General features: G+C 51.5%; 15 protein-coding genes and 1 pseudogene. 10 read left to right on the top strand and 6 right to left on the bottom strand.

Annotation, left to right across the window (positions count from 1 at the left end):
• The first annotated feature begins 79 nt into the window (after positions 1–79).
• From RBH92_RS05465 to RBH92_RS05445, 5 genes are all read left to right on the top strand, one after another.
• Positions 80–1,783: a glycoside hydrolase family 57 protein gene (locus RBH92_RS05465; RefSeq protein WP_307933615.1), complete on the top strand. Its 1,704-nt coding sequence runs from the start codon at positions 80–82 to the stop codon at positions 1,781–1,783.
• A 133-nt stretch (positions 1,784–1,916) separates the two neighbouring features.
• Positions 1,917–3,932 carry an alpha-amylase/4-alpha-glucanotransferase domain-containing protein gene (locus RBH92_RS05460; protein ID WP_307933614.1) on the top strand — a complete coding sequence of 672 codons (2,016 nt, stop codon included), beginning with the start codon at positions 1,917–1,919 and terminating at the stop codon, positions 3,930–3,932.
• 57 nt (positions 3,933–3,989) lie between these two features.
• Positions 3,990–5,624 carry a glucose-6-phosphate isomerase gene (gene pgi, locus RBH92_RS05455; RefSeq protein ID WP_307933613.1) on the top strand — a complete coding sequence of 545 codons (1,635 nt, stop codon included), beginning with the start codon at positions 3,990–3,992 and terminating at the stop codon, positions 5,622–5,624.
• Between the two features lie 8 nt (positions 5,625–5,632).
• Positions 5,633–7,108 (top strand): glycogen synthase GlgA, encoded by a 1,476-nt coding sequence (glgA, locus tag RBH92_RS05450; RefSeq protein ID WP_307933612.1) that lies wholly within the window; start codon positions 5,633–5,635, stop codon positions 7,106–7,108.
• A gap of 4 nt (positions 7,109–7,112) precedes the next feature.
• A complete protein-coding gene (locus tag RBH92_RS05445) occupies positions 7,113–8,168 on the top strand; it encodes a hypothetical protein (RefSeq protein WP_307933611.1) in 1,056 nt (351 codons plus the stop codon).
• Positions 8,169–8,227: 59 nt separating this feature from the next.
• Here the strand turns inward: RBH92_RS05445 and RBH92_RS14955 are convergent, their stop codons facing one another.
• The 4 genes and pseudogenes from RBH92_RS14955 to metH form a co-directional block, all read right to left on the bottom strand.
• On the bottom strand, positions 8,228–8,413 hold the full coding sequence (locus RBH92_RS14955; RefSeq protein WP_374049964.1) for an FxDxF family PEP-CTERM protein: 186 nt from the start codon (positions 8,411–8,413) through the stop codon (positions 8,228–8,230).
• Positions 8,387–9,019, bottom strand: a pseudogene (locus RBH92_RS05440) (PEP-CTERM sorting domain-containing protein); the annotation flags it as partial. The pseudogene RBH92_RS05440 and the gene RBH92_RS14955, both read right to left, overlap by 27 nt.
• A 264-nt stretch (positions 9,020–9,283) precedes the next feature.
• Positions 9,284–9,484, bottom strand: coding sequence for a hypothetical protein (locus tag RBH92_RS05435; RefSeq protein ID WP_307933610.1), 201 nt, complete (start codon positions 9,482–9,484; stop codon positions 9,284–9,286).
• Positions 9,485–13,195, bottom strand: coding sequence for a methionine synthase (metH, locus tag RBH92_RS05430; RefSeq protein ID WP_307933609.1), 3,711 nt, complete (start codon positions 13,193–13,195; stop codon positions 9,485–9,487). It abuts the gene before it with no gap.
• Positions 13,196–13,530: 335 nt separating this feature from the next.
• Between metH and RBH92_RS05425 the strand changes: the two genes are divergently transcribed.
• Positions 13,531–13,773 (top strand): catalase-related domain-containing protein, encoded by a 243-nt coding sequence (locus tag RBH92_RS05425; RefSeq protein ID WP_307933608.1) that lies wholly within the window; start codon positions 13,531–13,533, stop codon positions 13,771–13,773.
• Between the two features lie 18 nt (positions 13,774–13,791).
• Here RBH92_RS05425 and RBH92_RS05420 read toward each other — a convergent pair whose 3' ends face one another.
• Positions 13,792–14,277, bottom strand: coding sequence for a VOC family protein (locus RBH92_RS05420; RefSeq protein ID WP_307933607.1), 486 nt, complete (start codon positions 14,275–14,277; stop codon positions 13,792–13,794).
• An 88-nt stretch (positions 14,278–14,365) separates the two neighbouring features.
• Positions 14,366–14,833: a toll/interleukin-1 receptor domain-containing protein gene (locus RBH92_RS05415; RefSeq protein ID WP_307933606.1), complete on the bottom strand. Its 468-nt coding sequence runs from the start codon at positions 14,831–14,833 to the stop codon at positions 14,366–14,368.
• Between the two features lie 324 nt (positions 14,834–15,157).
• On the opposite strand from RBH92_RS05415, the gene RBH92_RS05410 reads away from it, so the two are divergent.
• The 4 genes from RBH92_RS05410 to RBH92_RS05395 all read left to right on the top strand — a co-directional run bounded on the left by RBH92_RS05410 (position 15,158) and on the right by RBH92_RS05395 (position 18,099).
• Positions 15,158–16,762, top strand: coding sequence for an ABC-F family ATPase (locus RBH92_RS05410; RefSeq protein ID WP_307933605.1), 1,605 nt, complete (start codon positions 15,158–15,160; stop codon positions 16,760–16,762).
• A 102-nt stretch (positions 16,763–16,864) separates the two neighbouring features.
• Positions 16,865–17,170: a type II toxin-antitoxin system RelE/ParE family toxin gene (locus tag RBH92_RS05405; RefSeq protein WP_307933604.1), complete on the top strand. Its 306-nt coding sequence runs from the start codon at positions 16,865–16,867 to the stop codon at positions 17,168–17,170.
• 3 nt (positions 17,171–17,173) lie between these two features.
• Positions 17,174–17,473, top strand: a complete 300-nt coding sequence (locus RBH92_RS05400; protein ID WP_292923162.1) for an addiction module antidote protein — start codon at positions 17,174–17,176, stop codon at positions 17,471–17,473.
• A gap of 92 nt (positions 17,474–17,565) precedes the next feature.
• Positions 17,566–18,099, top strand: a complete 534-nt coding sequence (locus RBH92_RS05395; RefSeq protein WP_307933603.1) for a YaeQ family protein — start codon at positions 17,566–17,568, stop codon at positions 18,097–18,099.
• Positions 18,100–18,171 lie beyond the last annotated feature (72 nt).

Below are 18,171 nucleotides of genomic sequence, written 5' to 3'. Positions count from 1 at the left end.
AGCAAAGTCCGCCTCAGCAGTCACGCGATACATTCCGATAATAATAATAATAATTTCCAAGGGACAGCGCCACTTCGTCATGAAAAAACTGAATCTCATCTTGTTATGGCATATGCATCAGCCGGATTACCGGGATTATGTCACCAATGAATTTGTATTGCCGTGGGTATACCTGCACGCCATTAAAGATTATACCGACATGGCCTATCATCTGGAGATGCACCCTCAAACCAAAGCCGTGGTTAATTTTGTACCCGTACTGCTGGATCAGCTCGAAGACTTCGAAGAGCAATTCCGCACCGGTGAAATACGCTGTCCGTTGTTACGTCTGCTGGCCATGCCCGATCTCAATCACATCACCCTGCAAGATCGGCTCTACGTGTTTGATAGCTGTTTTCTCAGCAATCACGAGACCATGCTGAATCCCTATCCGGCGTATAAGCGATTGCACGAACTTTACGATACTTTCAGCAAGCGCGGTGACCGCGAATTGACATACTTTTCCGGGCAGTATCTTGGGGATTTGCTGGTCTGGTACCACCTTGCGTGGATGGGTGAAAGCGTGCGGCGCAATAACGAATTCATGATGCGTTTGATGGCGCAAAGCCAGGAATTCAGCTATGAAGACCGGTTGCAATTGTTCAAGCTGATCGGCGATTTAATCAGTGGCTTGATCCCGCGTTACCGCAAGCTCATGGAAACCGGGCAAATCGAATTATCCACCACACCGCATTACCACCCGCTGGCACCGCTGCTGATCGACTTTTCTTCGGCGCGCGACAGCCAGCCGGATACCGGGCTGCCGGAACATCAATACTATCCCGGCGGCCGCAGCCGCGTGGCATTTCACATGTCGTCGGCAATCACCAGCCACGTCCGGCGCTTCAACGAAAAACCGACCGGTATCTGGCCGGCGGAAGGCGCGATTTCGACGGCATTATTGAAAATTCTGGCTGAACATCAGTGCCAATGGAGCGCCAGCGGCGAAGGCGTGCTTGCCAATAGTTTGCGCGCATCCCACCCGGGTGAATCTTTACCGGATCGCAATCACTATTTATACCGTCCCTACCGGATCGCTGGAGAAACCGAGTCCGTGACCTGCTTTTTCCGCGATGACCAGTTATCGGATCTGATCGGTTTCGAGTATGCCAAATGGTTCGGACGCGATGCCGCGGAAAACTTCATTCAATCTCTGGAACGGATTTACCATCACACGCCGGCCGATGAAAATCCGGTGGTCAGTGTCATACTGGATGGTGAGAATGCTTGGGAATCCTACCCGTACAACGGCTTCTACTTTCTTGAAGACCTCTACGGCATGCTCGACAATCATTCCTATATCCGCACCACTACTTACCGCGATTATCTTGCCGATCCCGGCAATACCGCCAACATCCAAACTTTACCGGCATTATCAGCCGGTAGCTGGGTGTATGGAACATTTTCCACCTGGATCGGCGACCAGGAAAAAAATAATGCTTGGGACATGCTCTGCGCGGCTAAACATAGTTATGATCTGGTCATGCAAAGCGACCGGCTGACCGAAGACAAAAAAATGCAAGCCAGCCGGCAATTGGCATCGTGCGAAAGCTCCGATTGGTTCTGGTGGTTCGGCGATTACAACCCGGCGCATTCGGTCGCCAGCTTCGATCAATTATTCAGGAAAAATTTGATGAATCTCTATCACTTGCTAAAATTGCCAATACCCCCGGCGATACTTGCGCCGATCAGTAAAGGCAATGGGCAAACCGACACCAGCGGAGCAATGCGGCGTTCTTCCTGACCGATACGGCTTGAGCTGCGGTTTGCAGCAAGTGTCCGAGTTTCTGGTTGCAAAAACCCTTGGGAAAGCCCTGAAAAGGGTAACGAGCGCAGCAGTTTCTCAGAACTTTCTTAACGATTACCGGAGTTACTGAATGTCACAACCCGTTTCACTGCTCTTTGGCGTGCATGCGCATCAGCCGGTCGGCAATTTTCCCGAAGTCCTGAAGGACGCGCATCTGCGTTGCTATAAACCATTCCTGCAAGTACTTTACCGCTACCCGGAATTCCGCTTTTCCGTGCATTTCTCCGGGTGGCTGCTGGATTATCTGCTGCAAAATTTTCCGGATGACATGGCATTGCTGCATGAAATGGTGTCGCGGCGGCAAGTCGAGCTCTTCGGCGCCGGCGATACCGAGCCGGTGCTGGCAGTGATACCGAACCGCGACCGCATCGGGCAGGTTGAAACATTTTCCGCGAAACTTGCGGAAAAAATGGGGCAACGCCCGCAAGGCGCCTGGTTAACCGAACGTGTATGGGAATCGACGGTTGTTCCGGCGCTGGCGGATTGCGGCATTCGATATGTCATTGTCGACGACTACCACTTTCTGTGCGCCGGAAAAACCGCTGATGAATTGCATGGTTATTTCACCACCGAGGAAGAAGGCCGCAAGCTCGATCTGTTTCCGATTTCAGAAACCTTGCGCTATAAAATTCCGTTCGCTCCGGTTGAAGACACCATCGCCTATCTGGAATCGCTGACGAATCCGCCGGCATCGGACACTGCCGTTGCCGCGGTCTATTTTGATGATATTGAGAAATTCGGGATTTGGCCGGAAACTTATCAATGGGTCTACGAAAAAGGCTGGCTTGAACGTTTCATTCAAGGCGTGCTGGCGTCACCCAAAATTTCACCGCAGCATTACAGCGAATATCACGCCGCGCAAAAAACGCGCGGTGTGATCTATTTACCGACGGTATCGTATATCGAAATGAACGAATGGACACTGCCCGCTGATGCCGCCGGTACTTATGCCGAATTGGTTCAGCATGCCAAAACGAGCCACTGGTATGATTCCAAGAAAGCTTTTATACGCGGCGGTATCTGGAAAAATTTCTTTTCCCGCTACCCGGAGTCGAACTGGATGCATAAACGCATGCTGGCGCTTTCCGCCCGATTGGCGGCACTGCCGGAAAAACGCCGCACCGGTCAAATGCAGCAGAAACTCTACGAAGCACAGGCTAACGACGCTTACTGGCACGGTTTATTCGGCGGCCTGTACCTGCCGCATTTGCGCCGCGCGGTCTACAATGCCATAGTAGAACTCGAAGCGCTGCTTGATGCGGTTGCGCCACGTCCTTCATGTTACACCGAGGATACCGATTTTGACGGCATTGATGAGACCTATTTGCGCAACGGCGTATTGCAAGCGGTACTGAAACTCGATCATTTTGCCAGTATTTGCGAATTCGATGCTTACCCGCTATATCATAATTTTGGCGATACACTTCGCAGCCAGGACGAACACTATTACCGGAAAATTCAAGCGACCAATCGCAAAACATCCAGCCTCAACAGCAATGGTATTGCTTCAGCGCATGACCGGATCAGTTACAAGCATGAGATTACCGCCGCGGATATCACTGCCGATGACCATCCGCGCAGCTTGTTTATCGATCGTTTGGACGGTATGTTTATCGCCTATCGTTCAATGGCGTCGGCACTGGAAAATATTCACTTTCAATCGGAAAATACCGCGTATCCGGTTCATAAGCTGATCCTGCTCGACGATAACCGGTTGCAGGTAACTTACCGGTTCACCGCCAAGTTTGCGCACGCATTCAGCACCGAAATCAACCTGGCGATGCCGAGCTGCGACGGCATGGGCGGCCGCTATATCTTTCAAGGCAAAATTCCCGGCGGCTTTGGCCAATTACTGGAACTCTCCGCGGTGACCGAATTGACGCTCGACGACGATACCTTGGGCGGCAGCGTCACGCTGACGGCGTCGCATCCGGTTACTTTGCGCGCGCGCCCGCATTTCTCGGTATCGCAATCGGAGAGCGGTTTTGAAAAAATCATGCAAGCGGTCACGTTACTGCTTGAATGGCCGGTCGCAGCGCCGGAATTGATCGTTACTTTGGAAATCAAACCGCGCGCAAACCATTAGAATTCCTCGATCATATTTTTAACACGCTACGATTCACCAATACGCCAATACTACTTTATGTCCGCACTCACGCATTCACCCGCCTGGCTTGCACTCAAAGCACACCATTCCGTCATGACGACGCAGCATTTGCACCAATTATTCCATGACGATCCATCCCGCTTCGAGAAATTCTCCTTGTGCTTCAAAGACATTCTGATGGATTTTTCGAAGCAGCCGGTTACGGCGGAAACCGTTGATTTGCTGCTTGCCTTGGCGCAGCAGCAACAATTGCAAAGCTGGATCGCCCGCATGTTTTCCGGCGACAAAATCAATGCCACCGAACAACGCGCTGCCTTGCATACCGCATTGCGCAGCGAACAGCCGGTTTATTGCGATGGTGTGGATGTGCTGCCCGATGTGAAACGTGTGCTCAAACAAATGGAGCGCTTTGCCATTTCGATTCAAAGCGGCGCGCGCCGGGGTTATAGCGGAAAAATCTTTACCGATGTCGTCAACATCGGCATCGGCGGCTCGGATCTCGGTCCGGTGATGGTCACCGAGGCGCTGAAGCCTTATTGGGTGAACGGCATCAAGCCGCACTTCATTTCCAATATCGACGGCGCGCAATTAACCGATACGCTGCGGCATCTCAACCCGGAAACGACGTTGATCATCATCGCGTCGAAAACCTTCACCACGCAGGAAACATTGACCAACGCGCACTCCGCGCGTCAATGGTTTCTGGCAAACGGCGGCAGCGAAGCAGCCATCGCGCAACATTTCGTTGCAGTCTCGACCAACCGTACCGCAGTGACGCAATTCGGTATCGACCCGGATAACATGTTCGAATTCTGGGATTGGGTCGGCGGCCGCTATTCGCTATGGTCGGCAATCGGCCTGCCGATCGCGTTGACTACCGGCATGGATCATTTTTATGCGCTGCTCGCCGGCGCGCGCGGCATGGACCGGCACTTCGCCACCGCGCCGCTGCAGCAAAACCTGCCGGTGATGCTGGGGCTGCTGGGTATCTGGCAAATTAATTTTTATGGCACCGCCAGCCATGCGGTATTGCCGTACGATCAATCGTTGCACCGTTTCCCCGCGTATTTGCAGCAACTGGAAATGGAAAGCAACGGCAAACGCATCACCCGTGACGGTGAGACCGCCGACTATGCGACCGGCGCAGTGGTCTGGGGCGAGCCGGGAACCAACGGCCAGCACGCCTTTTATCAATTACTGCATCAAGGCACGCAAACCGTCTCCGCCGATTTTCTGGCGCCGTGTCAGAGCCAATACCCGGTTGACGATCACCACCGTATGCTGCTGGCTAATTTTTTCGCGCAAACCGAAGCGCTCATGACCGGTAAAACCGGGGAGGAAGTCCGCGCCGAACTGCAAAAACAGGGATTGAGCGGCCCAGCCCTCGAACAATTGCTGCCGCACAAGATTTTCCCCGGTAACCGCCCGACTACGTCGATTCTTTTCAAAAAACTCGATCCTGAAACACTCGGCGCGCTGATCGCGTTGTACGAACATAAAGTGTTCGTGCAAAGCGTGATTTGGAATATCAATCCGTTCGATCAATGGGGGGTGGAACTGGGTAAGCAACTCGCCGGAAAAATCCTGTCCGAACTCGACCAGACAGAGACGATTACGTCCCATGATGCATCCACCAACGGCTTGATCCAGTATTTCAAAGCACACCGGTAACATCCTTCATGCCGTCGCTACAATCGCTTCGCGTGCTCTTTATCACCTCGGAAGTCTATCCGTTGTGCAAAACCGGCGGTCTGGGCGACGTCAGCGCCGCGCTGCCTGCTGCATTGCGGACACTGCAAACCGATGTCAGGCTGTTGTTGCCGGGTTATCCGCAAGTCCTCGCCGGCGTCAAATACAAATCCAAGATCGCTGATTTCTCATCATTAGCGCATTTTCCTCCCGCATCCTTGCTGTCGGCGCGGTTATCGCTGAACAAAGCGGAACATATTCCGGTATTTGTGATTGATTGCCCCGGCCTCTATTGCCGCGACGGCGGGCCTTATATGGATGAATACGGCCGCGATTGGCCGGATAATGCGCTGCGCTTCGGCTTGCTGTCGAAAATCGGCGCGATCTTGAGCAGCGATATCAGTCCGATTGCCTGGCGCCCGCACATCGCGCATTGCAACGATTGGCAAAGCGGACTTACCCCCGCTTACTTGCATTTTCACAACGGTAAAACAGCGGCCACTATCATCACCATTCATAACCTCGCGTTTCAAGGCTGTTTCCCGCCCGGAACCGTGGTGCAATTGGGATTGCCGCCCGAGAGTTTCGATATTCACGGTGCCGAATATTACGGCAATCTGTCGTTTCTCAAAGCCGGACTTTATTACGCGGACCGTCTCACCACCGTCAGCCCCAATTACGCCCAAGAGATACAGACGGAACCGCTGGGGTTCGGTCTGCAAGGCCTGCTCGCCGCGCGCAGCGATCAACTGAGCGGTATCATCAACGGTATCGATACCCGGGAATGGGATTCCGCCACCGATCCGCACCTGGCGCAAAACTACAACAGCAAAAAACTGTCCGACAAAGCCGCTAACAAAAGCGCTTTGCAGCAGCGCATGGGATTGACCGCCGATGCGGATATTCCGCTGTTCGGCATGGTAAGCCGTTTGAGTTTCCAGAAAGGCAGCGATTTGCTGATTCAGATAGCGCCGCAACTGATAAAAATACCCGCGCAACTGGTCGTGCTCGGCAGCGACCAGGCGCAACTGGAGCATCTGCTGGTGATGCTCGCGCACAGTCATCCGGATCGTATCGCCGTACGCATCGGCTATGAGGAATCTTTATCGCATCTGATCGAAGCAGGCGCCGATTGCTTTTTGATGCCGTCGCGTTTTGAGCCATGTGGACTGAATCAAATGTACAGCCAGCGCTACGGCACTCCGCCGGTCGTGCATGCCACCGGCGGCCTGGCCGACACCGTGGTCGATTGCACACCGGAAACGCTTGCCAACAATAGCGCCAGCGGCTTCATGTTCGGCACCATGTCCGCCGATAGCTTGCTTCACGCCATTCAACGCGCCGCCGCTACCTATCACGACAAACAAACCTGGCAGCGATTGCAGAAAAACGGCATGGCGAAAGATTTTAGCTGGCAAGCGAGTGCGATGGCTTATCAAACGCTTTATAAATCATTACTGAAATAAATGCATGGAAATACTTAAAGATTTCCTAACATTATTTCTTCAATTGACTGCCATTCAAGTTTTATTGGTATCTTCCTGGTTCATAAGAAAACCCAAACTACGCCTCGCAACTTCAATTTTTGTGCTTAATCTTGATTTAGCATTACGCAGAAAAACATACGATGATTGCGCATGCTTGATCGATATTTTTAATCAAATTGCTGAATGTCCTGGAAGTAATCATGAACGAATTCTCATCGGATACCGCAATCCGATTAGAGAAATTAATGTGATTAATGAACTGGCTGAATGGAATTTAAAGCCTAAATATTTTGGCCCTCTTCAATATGCGAATGGCAATACTCAAGAACGCTGGAAATCGGAGTTTGAAAAGCTAAAATGGAATTTCGGACTTTCTAAAGATGAAAACACAAATAGGATTGAGCGTGAAACAATATGGACGGGAAATCCTCTCGGTCGTCTCAATCACATATTGTACAAAAAATACGACTATGAGCTGAGTAATATCGATTCAGATGAGAAATCATCAAAACAAATTACTTATTTGAATAGCGAATTTGATGTATTTGTTAATTTGTTTCAGGAAATTGAGGAACATTGCTCCAATGACAAAGAAAAAGTAGAAGCGATTCATAGACTCCGCGATGCTTCAAAAATTGTGAATATCATTCAGATCAAGAATCCTTATCATTCGAGTATTAACAATATTCATTTTTATATTTCTATTGAAAACCAAGGTGTAATGAAACTGGTTACTGCTTTTTCTGAAAAGCAAGGGTTTACTATTATGAATAATAAACCTCAAGACATACATTTGGTTCTTGGGGAATTGCCGCCTAATTCTGCACGTTACTGCATAATAGAAACTCGTGAACTCTCATTGAGCGAGAAAAATATTACAATCCAATCGAATTTATTGCTCGATAAATTGAGTCCTCAAACAATGAAACCAATCATTCTCGGCGCTGCAATAGTTTCTGGATTAGTAATCTTAATTGAAAAATACACCAGTGTTGAAGCTGTTAGGGATTTATATTATTACCTCAATAACTTATTTTGAAGCTGTATTAAAAAAAACAGGAGCCTAAGCTCCTGTTTTTAGAAAAAGAACCAGAAATATTAAGCAACAACCGCTTTTCTACGTCGCGCCATAAATCCCACAAGTCCTAAACCGGCCAGCAACATCGCGTATGTTTCAGGTTCCGGAACCGGTGTGACTTCAAATCCGGCATAACGCACATTGGATTGCGAATTGTTATAGAAGCCGAATTGTCCCGAGGCAAACGTGGTGTCGTTAACGGTCACGTTCCATAGCTCGGTAGCGCCTTGACTGATCACAATATGAATGTCGCCGGGCGTCAGGTTGTATTCCAGATGGAAGGTGTATTCGATATTATCAACCCAGCCTTTGGTGCTGGAATGATTGGTGGCAAGCACGCTCATGTCGCCGAAATCAACCTGATTTTCCCAAAATTCTTCCAATGATAAATCCACCAGACCATCGCCGGTCGCACCTTCAAATTTCTTGAGGGTCATCCCTTCCGTTGCGGTACGGCCTACATAGCCTTGCGACGCTTGTTTCCAGTCGAACAGATAAAAGTTACTGGAATTTTGATAACCGAAGACAAAACCCATGTAATCGTCGTCGCCGGATGTTTTGACTTTCCAGGTACCATCGACGGTATAGCTGCTCAGGTTCTGGTTGTTCAAAAAGAACGACGGATCGGCATTGATTACCTGTTCGACAGCGGTATTACCGGGTTCCAGCACCCAGTTGCCAGGACCTTGACCGCCTGGATAATTGAGCGTCAGTTCCGTCCAGCTTGATAAATCAACCGGTGCCGCATGAACGGCAAGTGGTGTGAGCGAAAACAATCCGGCGATTGCCAGATTGCGTATATTTTTTTTCATCATAATTAATCCCTTTAATAAAATTTTTATTTCGACAAGGCATGCCTCCATTAGCACAAACTTATTATTATCAATAAATTACCTTGTGTTTCTACGGTGAATATTTAACTGTTGACAATTTCACCAGCCTCGATATTAATCTTTTCAGTTAAGAAACTGAATAAGTATTTTGCCGATTCATGAAAATCTTGAGAAGAAAACGATGAGGAAATGCTGATTAATTCACCGAGCAAGATGAGATGCGAGGCGGATGGAGCACAAGAACTAAGACATATCGTGAAGATAGGCAAGTTTCTGAGCACCGCTCAACGCAGCAAATCGCTTGCGCAGACAATTAATCAGCGTTGCCATAACAAAGGAAGCAAAGGAAGGCAATTTTGCCCGGCGGTTGTCTTTCCGGGCGCAACCATCAATGCACACAACCTGCCAAATAATTTCCTGACCGCGCCCGATAATTACGCGCAATCACCGTTCATACGCCAGCACCGGCGCCAGCCAGCGCTCGGCTTCTTCGACTGTCCAGCCTTTGCGTTGCGCATAGTCTTCGACCTGATCCTTGCCGATCTTGCCGACCGCAAAAAACGACGATTCCGGGTGCGAGAAGTAAAAACCGGAGACCGCGGCGGTTGGTACCATCGCAAATGATTCGGTAATGATGATGCCGGTATTCTCAGTGGCGTTCAGGGTGGCGAACAACGGTCCCTTTTCGGTGTGATCCGGACAAGCGGGATAACCCGGCGCCGGACGGATACCGAGATATTCCTCGTTGATCAATTGTTCGTTGGTCAGTTTTTCATCCTTGACGTACCCCCAGAATTCACGGCGCACGCGCATGTGCATATGTTCCGCGAATGCTTCCGCCAGCCGGTCGGCCAGCGCTTTCAATACAATTGCGCTGTAGTCGTCGTTGACCGCTTCGAATGCCTTGATGCGATCGTCGATGCCGAATCCGGCGCCGACTGCGAACAAACCGATGGTATCCGGGATGCCGGTTGCTTTCGGCGCAATGTAATCCGCGAGACAACGGTTGGGCTTGCCGGAAGGTTTCTGATCCTGCTGCCGCAGGCAGTGGTATACCATTGCGATTTTGCTGCGCGAAGCGTCGGTATAGATTTCGATATCGTCGCCGACCGCATTCGCCGGAAATAAACCGATCACCGCATTGGCGCCGAGCCACTTTTGCTCGACGATTTTCTTCAGCATGGCCTGCGCGTCCCGGAACAATTGGCTGGCGGTTTCGCCGACCACTTCATCGGTCAGAATATCGGGATAACGTCCGGCCAGCTCCCAAGCCTGGAAGAATGGCGTCCAGTCGATGAACGGCACGATTTTTTCCAGCGGATAATTGTTCAGCGTGCGCACGCCGATCAATTCCGGCTGATGCGGTTGATAATTCGCCCAGTCGGTCTTGAACGCATTGGCGCGCGCTTCCGCCAGCGTCAACAACTTCGACGGTCCTTTCTTGTTTTTATGCTGCGTGCGGACTTTCTCGTATTCTTCCTTGATTTCGCGCACATAATTTGCGCGCAGGTCTTCGGACAGCAAATTGCTGCAGACGCCGACCGCGCGGCTCGCATCCGGCACCCATACCGTCGGCCCTTCGTAATGCGGCGCGATTTTGACAGCGGTATGCACGCGCGAAGTAGTCGCGCCGCCGATCAGCAATGGAATGGTGAAACCCTCGCGCTGCATTTCCTTGGCGACATGCGCCATTTCTTCCAGCGATGGCGTGATCAAGCCGGACAAGCCGATGATATCGGCGTTCTCGCGCCGCGCCGTTTCCAGAATTTGCGCGCTCGGCACCATCACACCCATGTTGATCACTTCGTAATTGTTGCATTGCAGCACCACGGCGACGATGTTCTTGCCGATATCGTGCACATCGCCCTTGACGGTGGCGACGACGATCTTGCCTTTGGGCTTGTCATCGCCGAGCAATTTCTTCTCCGCCTCAATGTACGGCAGCAGATGCGCCACTGCTTGTTTCATCACCCGGGCGGATTTAACCACTTGCGGCAAAAACATTTTACCCGCGCCGAACAAATCGCCGACCACGCTCATGCCGTCCATCAGTGGCCCTTCGATAACCTGGATCGGCCGCCCGCCTTTGCGTTCGATCTCAACACGCGCTTCCTCGGTATCCACTTCGATATAGGTCGAAATGCCCCTGACCAGCGCATGCGTCAACCGCTGCTGCAGCGGCTCCTCGCGCCACGCCAAATCTTCGACCTGCTCTTTCTTCTGTCCTTTGAACTGCTCAGCGAATTCGACCAACCGCTCAGTGGCATCCGGCCGGCGGTTCAGCAGCACGTCTTCGACCCTTTCCAGTAATTCCGGCGGAATATCGGAATAAACACCCAACTGCCCGGCGTTCACGATCCCCATCGTCATCCCCGCCTTGATCGCGTGGTACAAAAACGCCGTATGAATCGCTTCGCGGATCGGTTCGTTACCCCGGAAAGAAAACGACACATTCGATACCCCGCCGCTCACTTTGGCGTACGGCAAGGTTTGCTTGATGGCGCGGGTCGCTTCGATGAAATCGACACCGTAGTTGTTATGTTCTTCGATACCGGTGGCGATCGCAAAGATGTTCGGATCGAAAATGATGTCTTCCGGCGGGAAACCGACTTTATCGACCAGAATCCGGTAGCTGCGCGTGCAAATCTCGACCTTGCGTTGCAGCGTATCGGCCTGACCCTGCTCGTCGAATGCCATGACGATCACGGCGGCGCCGTAGCGGCGCGCCAGTTTGGCGTGATGAATGAACTCTTCCTCGCCTTCCTTCATGCTGATCGAATTGATCACCGGCTTGCCCTGAATGCATTTTAATCCGGCTTCGATCACCGACCATTTGCTGGAATCGAGCATGATCGGCACGCGGCAAATGTCCGGTTCGGCGGCGATCAGATTCAGGAAAGTCACCATGGCTTTCTGCGAATCCAGCATCGCTTCGTCCATGTTGATGTCGATAATCTGCGCGCCGTTTTCCACCTGGCTGCGCGCCACGCTGAGCGCTTCCGCGTAATTATCGTTCAGAATCAAACGGGCGAACGCGCGCGAACCGGTCACGTTGGTGCGCTCGCCGACGTTGACGAACAATGAATCGTCGCCGATGTTCAGCGGTTCCAGTCCGGACAAGCGTAATTTTTTCGGTATTTCGGGAATCTTGCGCGGCGCGATAGCGCTCACCGCGCCGGCGATGGCTTTGATATGCGCCGGCGTGGTGCCGCAGCAGCCGCCGACGATGTTGACGAACCCCGCTTCGGCAAACCCTTTAATCTGGTTGGCGGTATATTCCGGCGTTTCATCGTAACCGGTTTCGGACAGCGGATTCGGCAACCCGGCATTGGGATGCACGCTGATATACACATCCGCAACTCCCGACAACTCTTCGATATACGGCCGCATCAATTCTGCACCCAACGCGCAATTGATGCCGACCGACAACGGCCGGGTATGACTGATCGAATTCCAGAATGCTTCCGGCGTTTGTCCCGACAAAGTACGTCCGGAGGCATCGGTAATCGTCACCGAAATCATGATCGGCAAGCGGATACCGCGATCCTCGAAAAATTGATCGATCGCGAACAGCGCCGCCTTGGAATTCAGGGAATCGAAAATGGTTTCCACCAGCAGAATATCGACGCCGCCATCGACCAGTCCGCGAATCGATTCGGTATAGTCGGTCACCAATTGATCGAAAGTGATATTACGAAACCCCGGATCGTTGACGTCCGGAGAAATCGACGCGGTTTTGGTGGTCGGGCCGATCACGCCGGCGACAAAGCGCGGTTTATCCGGCGTTTTCGCCTCATAAGCCTGCGCCGCCTCACGCGCCAGCTTGGCCGAAGCAGCGTTCAATTCATACACCAGATCCTGCATGTGGTAATCCGCCATCGACGCGGCATTGGAATTGAACGTATTGGTTTCGAGAATATCCGCGCCCGCTTCCAGATAGCCGTTATGAATCGAGCGGATAATGTCCGGCTGCGTCAACGTCAGCAAATCGTTGTTACCCTTGAGGTCGTGCGGAAAATCGGCGAAGCGCTGTCCGCGAAAATCCGCCTCGGTTAACTTAAACGTCTGAATCATCGTACCCATCGCGCCATCCAGAATCAGGATGCGTTGGGGAAATAGGCTTTCCAATAAGGCTGTGCGGGATTCTCTCGTCATAGATCGGGTCATAATTTTAAAAGAAAGATTCCAGCATTATACCTGAGACGATTGTTTCCATTCGCCGGGTAAGCGGCGGGAATGGCAGTTTTTTCGCATCTATCAGCGCAAGCGGAATTAGAAGATTTTCACGCTTAAAACATCATTAAAAAATTGCGAGACTGGAAAAGCGGTTTCTGAAGGAAGCGCTGATTAATTCAACGAACGTGATGAAGGGCGAGGCGCACGGAACGCAACAACCGAGACATATCAATCTGATAGGCGAGGGAGTGAGTACCGCGCAACGAAGCAATTCGCTCGTGCAGTCAATTAATCAGCGCGTCCGGAATAAAACCATGCGAAAAATGAGAAACCGCGGTTTTTTTATTTTATTCCTACCGGTTTCGTCTTTAGCTTCGGCACAAAGCATTTGCCCGGCGCAACAACAAACACTGTTCGCCAACACCGCCAGCTCGATCAGCGGCGCACCGCGCGAAATTCAGCTCCGCCACATCCGCCATTGCCTGAAAGCCGACCCGGCGTATGGCGAAGGCATCGCCAAAGCCTTGGGAAGATCGCTGTCAGAAGTGCATGAATGAGTTTAAACCGCTCGCGTCTCAACCGCGGAATGCTGCTTCGATGGCGGCAATGTCGATTTTCTTCATCGTCATCATCGCATCAAACGCTCGTTTTGCGGCTGCGCGGTCAGGACTGGTGAATGCTTTCGTCAGGGCAACCGGCGTAATCTGCCAGGAGATGCCCCACTTGTCCTTGCACCAGCCGCAGTCGCTCTCCTGGCCGCCGTTACCGACGATTGCGTTCCAATAGCGATCCGTTTCACTTTGATCTTCGGTCGCAACCTGAAACGAAAAGGCTTCGTTGTGCCTGAACGCAGGCCCGCCATTGAGTCCGAGGCACGGGATGCCCATGACGGTGAACTCGACCGTCAATACGTCTCCTTCTTTGCCCGATGGGTAATCCCCCGGTGCGCGATGCACCGCGCCGACTGACGAATCGGGAAATATCTCGGCGTAAAATCGCGCAGCACCCTCAGCATCGCTTTCGTACCAGAGGCAGATCGTGTTCTTTGCAATTTGGGTCATGCCATATCTCCTTTGCGTTTTGGGAAAATGCTGATAAACTCAGCGGAATACTTTCGGCTTCCACCTTACGCGGATAAAGGGGGGATGCTTACTTGGCGCGACTTAGCATTACTCCTGCGATAACCCCGATAATGGCGCCAATTAACAATGCGGTTGTAACTTGATCCCACCTGATTTTATTTGCAATGCCTTTTAGTACTTCCCGCAACTCTTCGACATTTCCATTTCGGATATCTATGGCCTGTAGCTCCTTTATCCATGCTGGCAACTGTTCTGGCTCAATATCTAAAATGATTGGAATAATTTCCTTACCAGAAATCACAGCGGCACCCAGTTCTTGCTGCACTGCTTGGGACTGGCAAGCGGATTCGGATGCGAGAAAAAGCACCCATTGAGCTTTCTTAAGGCTACTTAAAATTTCTTTTGACCATTGTGATCCCGGTTGCAAGGAAATACTTGCCAAGAATGGCTCTATACCTAAACCGGAGATTGCACTGTATAGCTGACGCGCAATGCTTTCGTCTTTAGAAGAATAACTTATGAATATATGGGTCACAGCACCATCCTTATGAAGTAAACATAACTATATTTAGACGTTGCTAAACAACACGAATATTACGTCAAGCGTAATAACTAGTACTGCAGAATTCATTCTATCTCCTTATTTTTTATGGAACCGTCACCATTTAAGTTTCTTTGCAAGAAAGAATTAGACCTCTACCCCAAAACCCCATACCCGCGAAGCATACCCCCCAACCGTCGTTTCATGCAATGAATCGCCGAACCTGTAGATCACCCCCCACCATAACTCAGCAATTCCATTGAAAAACGTTTAAAATGTGCGCCCCTTTCTTGTAACACTAATCCGCAGGTACCCGCTTTGATTACAACCGCCAATATCACCATGCAATTCGGCGCCAAGCCGCTGTTTGAAAATGTTTCCGTTAAATTCGGCGGGGGTAACCGCTATGGGCTGATCGGTGCGAACGGTTGCGGTAAGTCGACGTTCATGAAGATTCTCGGCGGAGATCTGGAGCCGACGGCCGGTAATGTTTCGGTCGACAGCGGCGAGCGGGTGGGCAAGCTGCGGCAGGATCAGTTTGCGTTTGAAGACTATTTGGTGATCGATACGGTGATGATGGGGCACGCAGATTTATGGCGCATCAAGCAGGAACGCGACGCCATTTACGCTAATCCGGACGCCACCGAAGACGATTACATGCGCGCCGCTGAATTGGAGTCCGAGTTCGCCGAGTTGGACGGTTATTCCGCGGAAGCGCGCGCCGGCGAGTTGCTGCTCGGCGTCGGCATCCCCTCTTCTCAGCATCAGGGATTGATGAGCGCCATTGCGCCGGGTTACAAATTGCGCGTGTTGCTGGCGCAGGCGTTGTTTTCCAATCCGGATATTTTGTTACTGGACGAGCCGACCAATAACCTCGATATCAATACCATCCGCTGGCTGGAGGATGTGATCAACACCAGCAAGAACACCATCATCATCATTTCCCACGACCGGCATTTTCTGAACAGCGTGTGCACGCACATGGCCGATCTGGATTACGGCGAGCTGCGCATTTATCCCGGCAACTACGACGATTACATGACCGCTTCGACCCAGGTGCGCGAACGCATGCTGGCCGATAACGCCAAGAAGAAAGCGCAGATTGCCGATTTGCAATCGTTTGTCAGCCGTTTTTCCGCCAATGCGTCGAAAGCCCGGCAGGCCACCAGCCGCGCGCGGCAGATCGAAAAAATCAAGCTCGAAGACGTCAAGCCGTCCAGCCGCCAGTATCCGTTTATCCGCTTTGAATATCACGAAAAGGAAAAATTGCATCGCCTGGCGGTTTCCATCCAAGCCATTAGCAAAGCTTTCCCCGGCATGGATAAGCCGCTGTTCGAGAATTTCAGCGTAAATATCGAGGCCGGTGAGAAAGTCGCCATCATCGGTCCGAACGGTATCGGCAAGACCACGCTGCTGCGTTGTCTGGCGGGCGATCTGGCTCCTGATTCCGGCGAGATCAAATGGACCGATAAAGCAAATCCCGGCTATTTCCCGCAAGACCATGCGGCCGATTTCGCCGAAGACATGTCGCTGACCGAATGGATGGACCAGTGGCGGAAAGGCAGCGACGACGATCAAACCATCCGTGGCACGCTCGGCCGGTTATTGTTTTCCGGTGATGACATCAAAAAATCCACGAAAGTCATTTCCGGCGGAGAACAAGGCCGCATGCTGTTCGGCAAGCTGATTCTGCAAAAACCGAACGTTTTGTTGATGGACGAACCGACTAATCACCTGGACATGGAATCGATCGAATCGCTGAACAGCGCGCTGGAACGGTATACCGGCACGCTGATTTTCATCTCCCACGACCGCGAATTCGTCTCTTCGCTGGCTACCCGCATCCTGGAAATGACACCGGACGGCATCCGCGACTTCAAGGGCGATTACGAGGATTATTTGCGTTCGCAGGGAATCGAGTAATTACAGGAAATCAGCATGAACTATGCTGTTTCTTTCGATAGCTTCGGCAGCGCACCAGCTTTGCCAAATGGTTGGATTGATATCTGTATATAATGGGATACAATGCCAGCTATAAACACGATCAAAACCACCGAAATTTTCGATGATTGGTTCTCTTCACTGAAGGATCGCATAGCCAAATCGCGAATTCAGGCGAGAATCGACCGCGCGGAGGATGGTAATTTCGGTGATTGCGGATCAGTTGGCGAAGGCGTATTCGAAATGCGCATCCATGCCGGCGCCGGATACCGGGTGTATTACAAACAGGTCGGCATGGCAGTTTTTTTGTTGCTGGCGGGTGGCGACAAATCAACACAGCAACGGGATATCGAAACAGCGCTTGAATTGGCACGAAAAATAGGAGAATGATCGGTGAAAGAAATCAGAATACGGGATTGGGATAGCGCCGAACACCTAAAAACCGAAGAAGACATGGTGCTCTATCTGCAAGCTTGCTTTGAAGAAGCCGGTGACGACGCCGCCTTTATCGCCAAAGCAATCGGTACCATCGCCAAAGCACGCGGCATGAGCCAGCTTGCGCATGATACCGGACTTGGACGGGAGAGCCTTTATAAGGCTTTGTCGGGAGACGGCAACCCAAGTCTCGCCACTATCCTTAAAGTCATTAAAGCACTCGGTCTGAAACTTCATGTAGAAGCTGCAGGACATTGAATTTTTCAGAAAATTGAATAAGTGTCTGACCCAGAATCAAGAATTCAAATCGGCGGTAACGCGGCGGCATTCATAACACTCCCGGTGAACCTGTGGCATTAAAACCGACCATTTATAAATTCAAAATTGCGCTGACCGATCTCAACCGCAATTATTACGACACGCTCAACCTGACGGTTGCCCAGCACCCTTCCGAAACGCTGGAACGCATGATGGCGCGCATGCTCGCGTATTGCATCAACGCCGAGGAATCGCTGCTGTTCACCAAAGGCTTGGGCACCACAGACGAACCCGACCTGTGGACGCACACCCCGGATGGCCGGATCGGCTTATGGATCGACATCGGCGAGCCCGCGCCGGAGCGCATTAAAAAAGCCACCCGCATTGCACAAACCGTCAAAGTGTACAGCTTCAATTCCAAATCGAATATCTGGTGGATACAAGAGCAAGCCAGTTTCGCCCCGCTGACCGCCGCTGTCTTCCGGTTTGATTGGCCGCACATTCAAGCATTGGCGGCGTTGGCGCAACGAACGATGGATATTTCCGTCACGATCAGCGGTGAATCGGCGTTTGTGGCGGCGGAAGCGGGGGAATGCGAGGTGAATTGGGTGGCGTTGGAAGCATGATTTTGTATCTCACTCCCTACTTTGATATCCCAAGCCAGCAGTGTATCGTGTTACGATTGCGTTACGATGCCT

Origin of the sequence: Nitrosomonas sp. sh817, from assembly GCF_030908545.1 — a bacterium.
Classification (GTDB): Bacteria; Pseudomonadota; Gammaproteobacteria; order Burkholderiales; family Nitrosomonadaceae; genus Nitrosomonas.
The sequence above is the reverse complement of the archived record's forward strand: the minus strand, read 5'-3'. Positions and strand labels throughout refer to the sequence as shown.

What these genes read in the sequence shown, in the direction of transcription:
- RBH92_RS05445 (WP_307933611.1), top strand. Translation starts at nt 7,113, where the DNA reads ATGGAAATACTTAAAGATTTCCTAACATTATTTCTTCAATTGACTGCC.
- RBH92_RS05465 (WP_307933615.1), top strand. Translation starts at nt 80, where the DNA reads ATGAAAAAACTGAATCTCATCTTGTTATGGCATATGCATCAGCCGGAT.
- pgi (WP_307933613.1), top strand. Translation starts at nt 3,990, where the DNA reads ATGTCCGCACTCACGCATTCACCCGCCTGGCTTGCACTCAAAGCACAC.
- RBH92_RS05420 (WP_307933607.1), bottom strand. Translation starts at nt 14,277, where the DNA reads ATGACCCAAATTGCAAAGAACACGATCTGCCTCTGGTACGAAAGCGAT.
- RBH92_RS05425 (WP_307933608.1), top strand. Translation starts at nt 13,531, where the DNA reads ATGCGAAAAATGAGAAACCGCGGTTTTTTTATTTTATTCCTACCGGTT.
- RBH92_RS05460 (WP_307933614.1), top strand. Translation starts at nt 1,917, where the DNA reads ATGTCACAACCCGTTTCACTGCTCTTTGGCGTGCATGCGCATCAGCCG.
- metH (WP_307933609.1), bottom strand. Translation starts at nt 13,195, where the DNA reads ATGACGAGAGAATCCCGCACAGCCTTATTGGAAAGCCTATTTCCCCAA.
- glgA (WP_307933612.1), top strand. Translation starts at nt 5,633, where the DNA reads ATGCCGTCGCTACAATCGCTTCGCGTGCTCTTTATCACCTCGGAAGTC.
- RBH92_RS05405 (WP_307933604.1), top strand. Translation starts at nt 16,865, where the DNA reads ATGCCAGCTATAAACACGATCAAAACCACCGAAATTTTCGATGATTGG.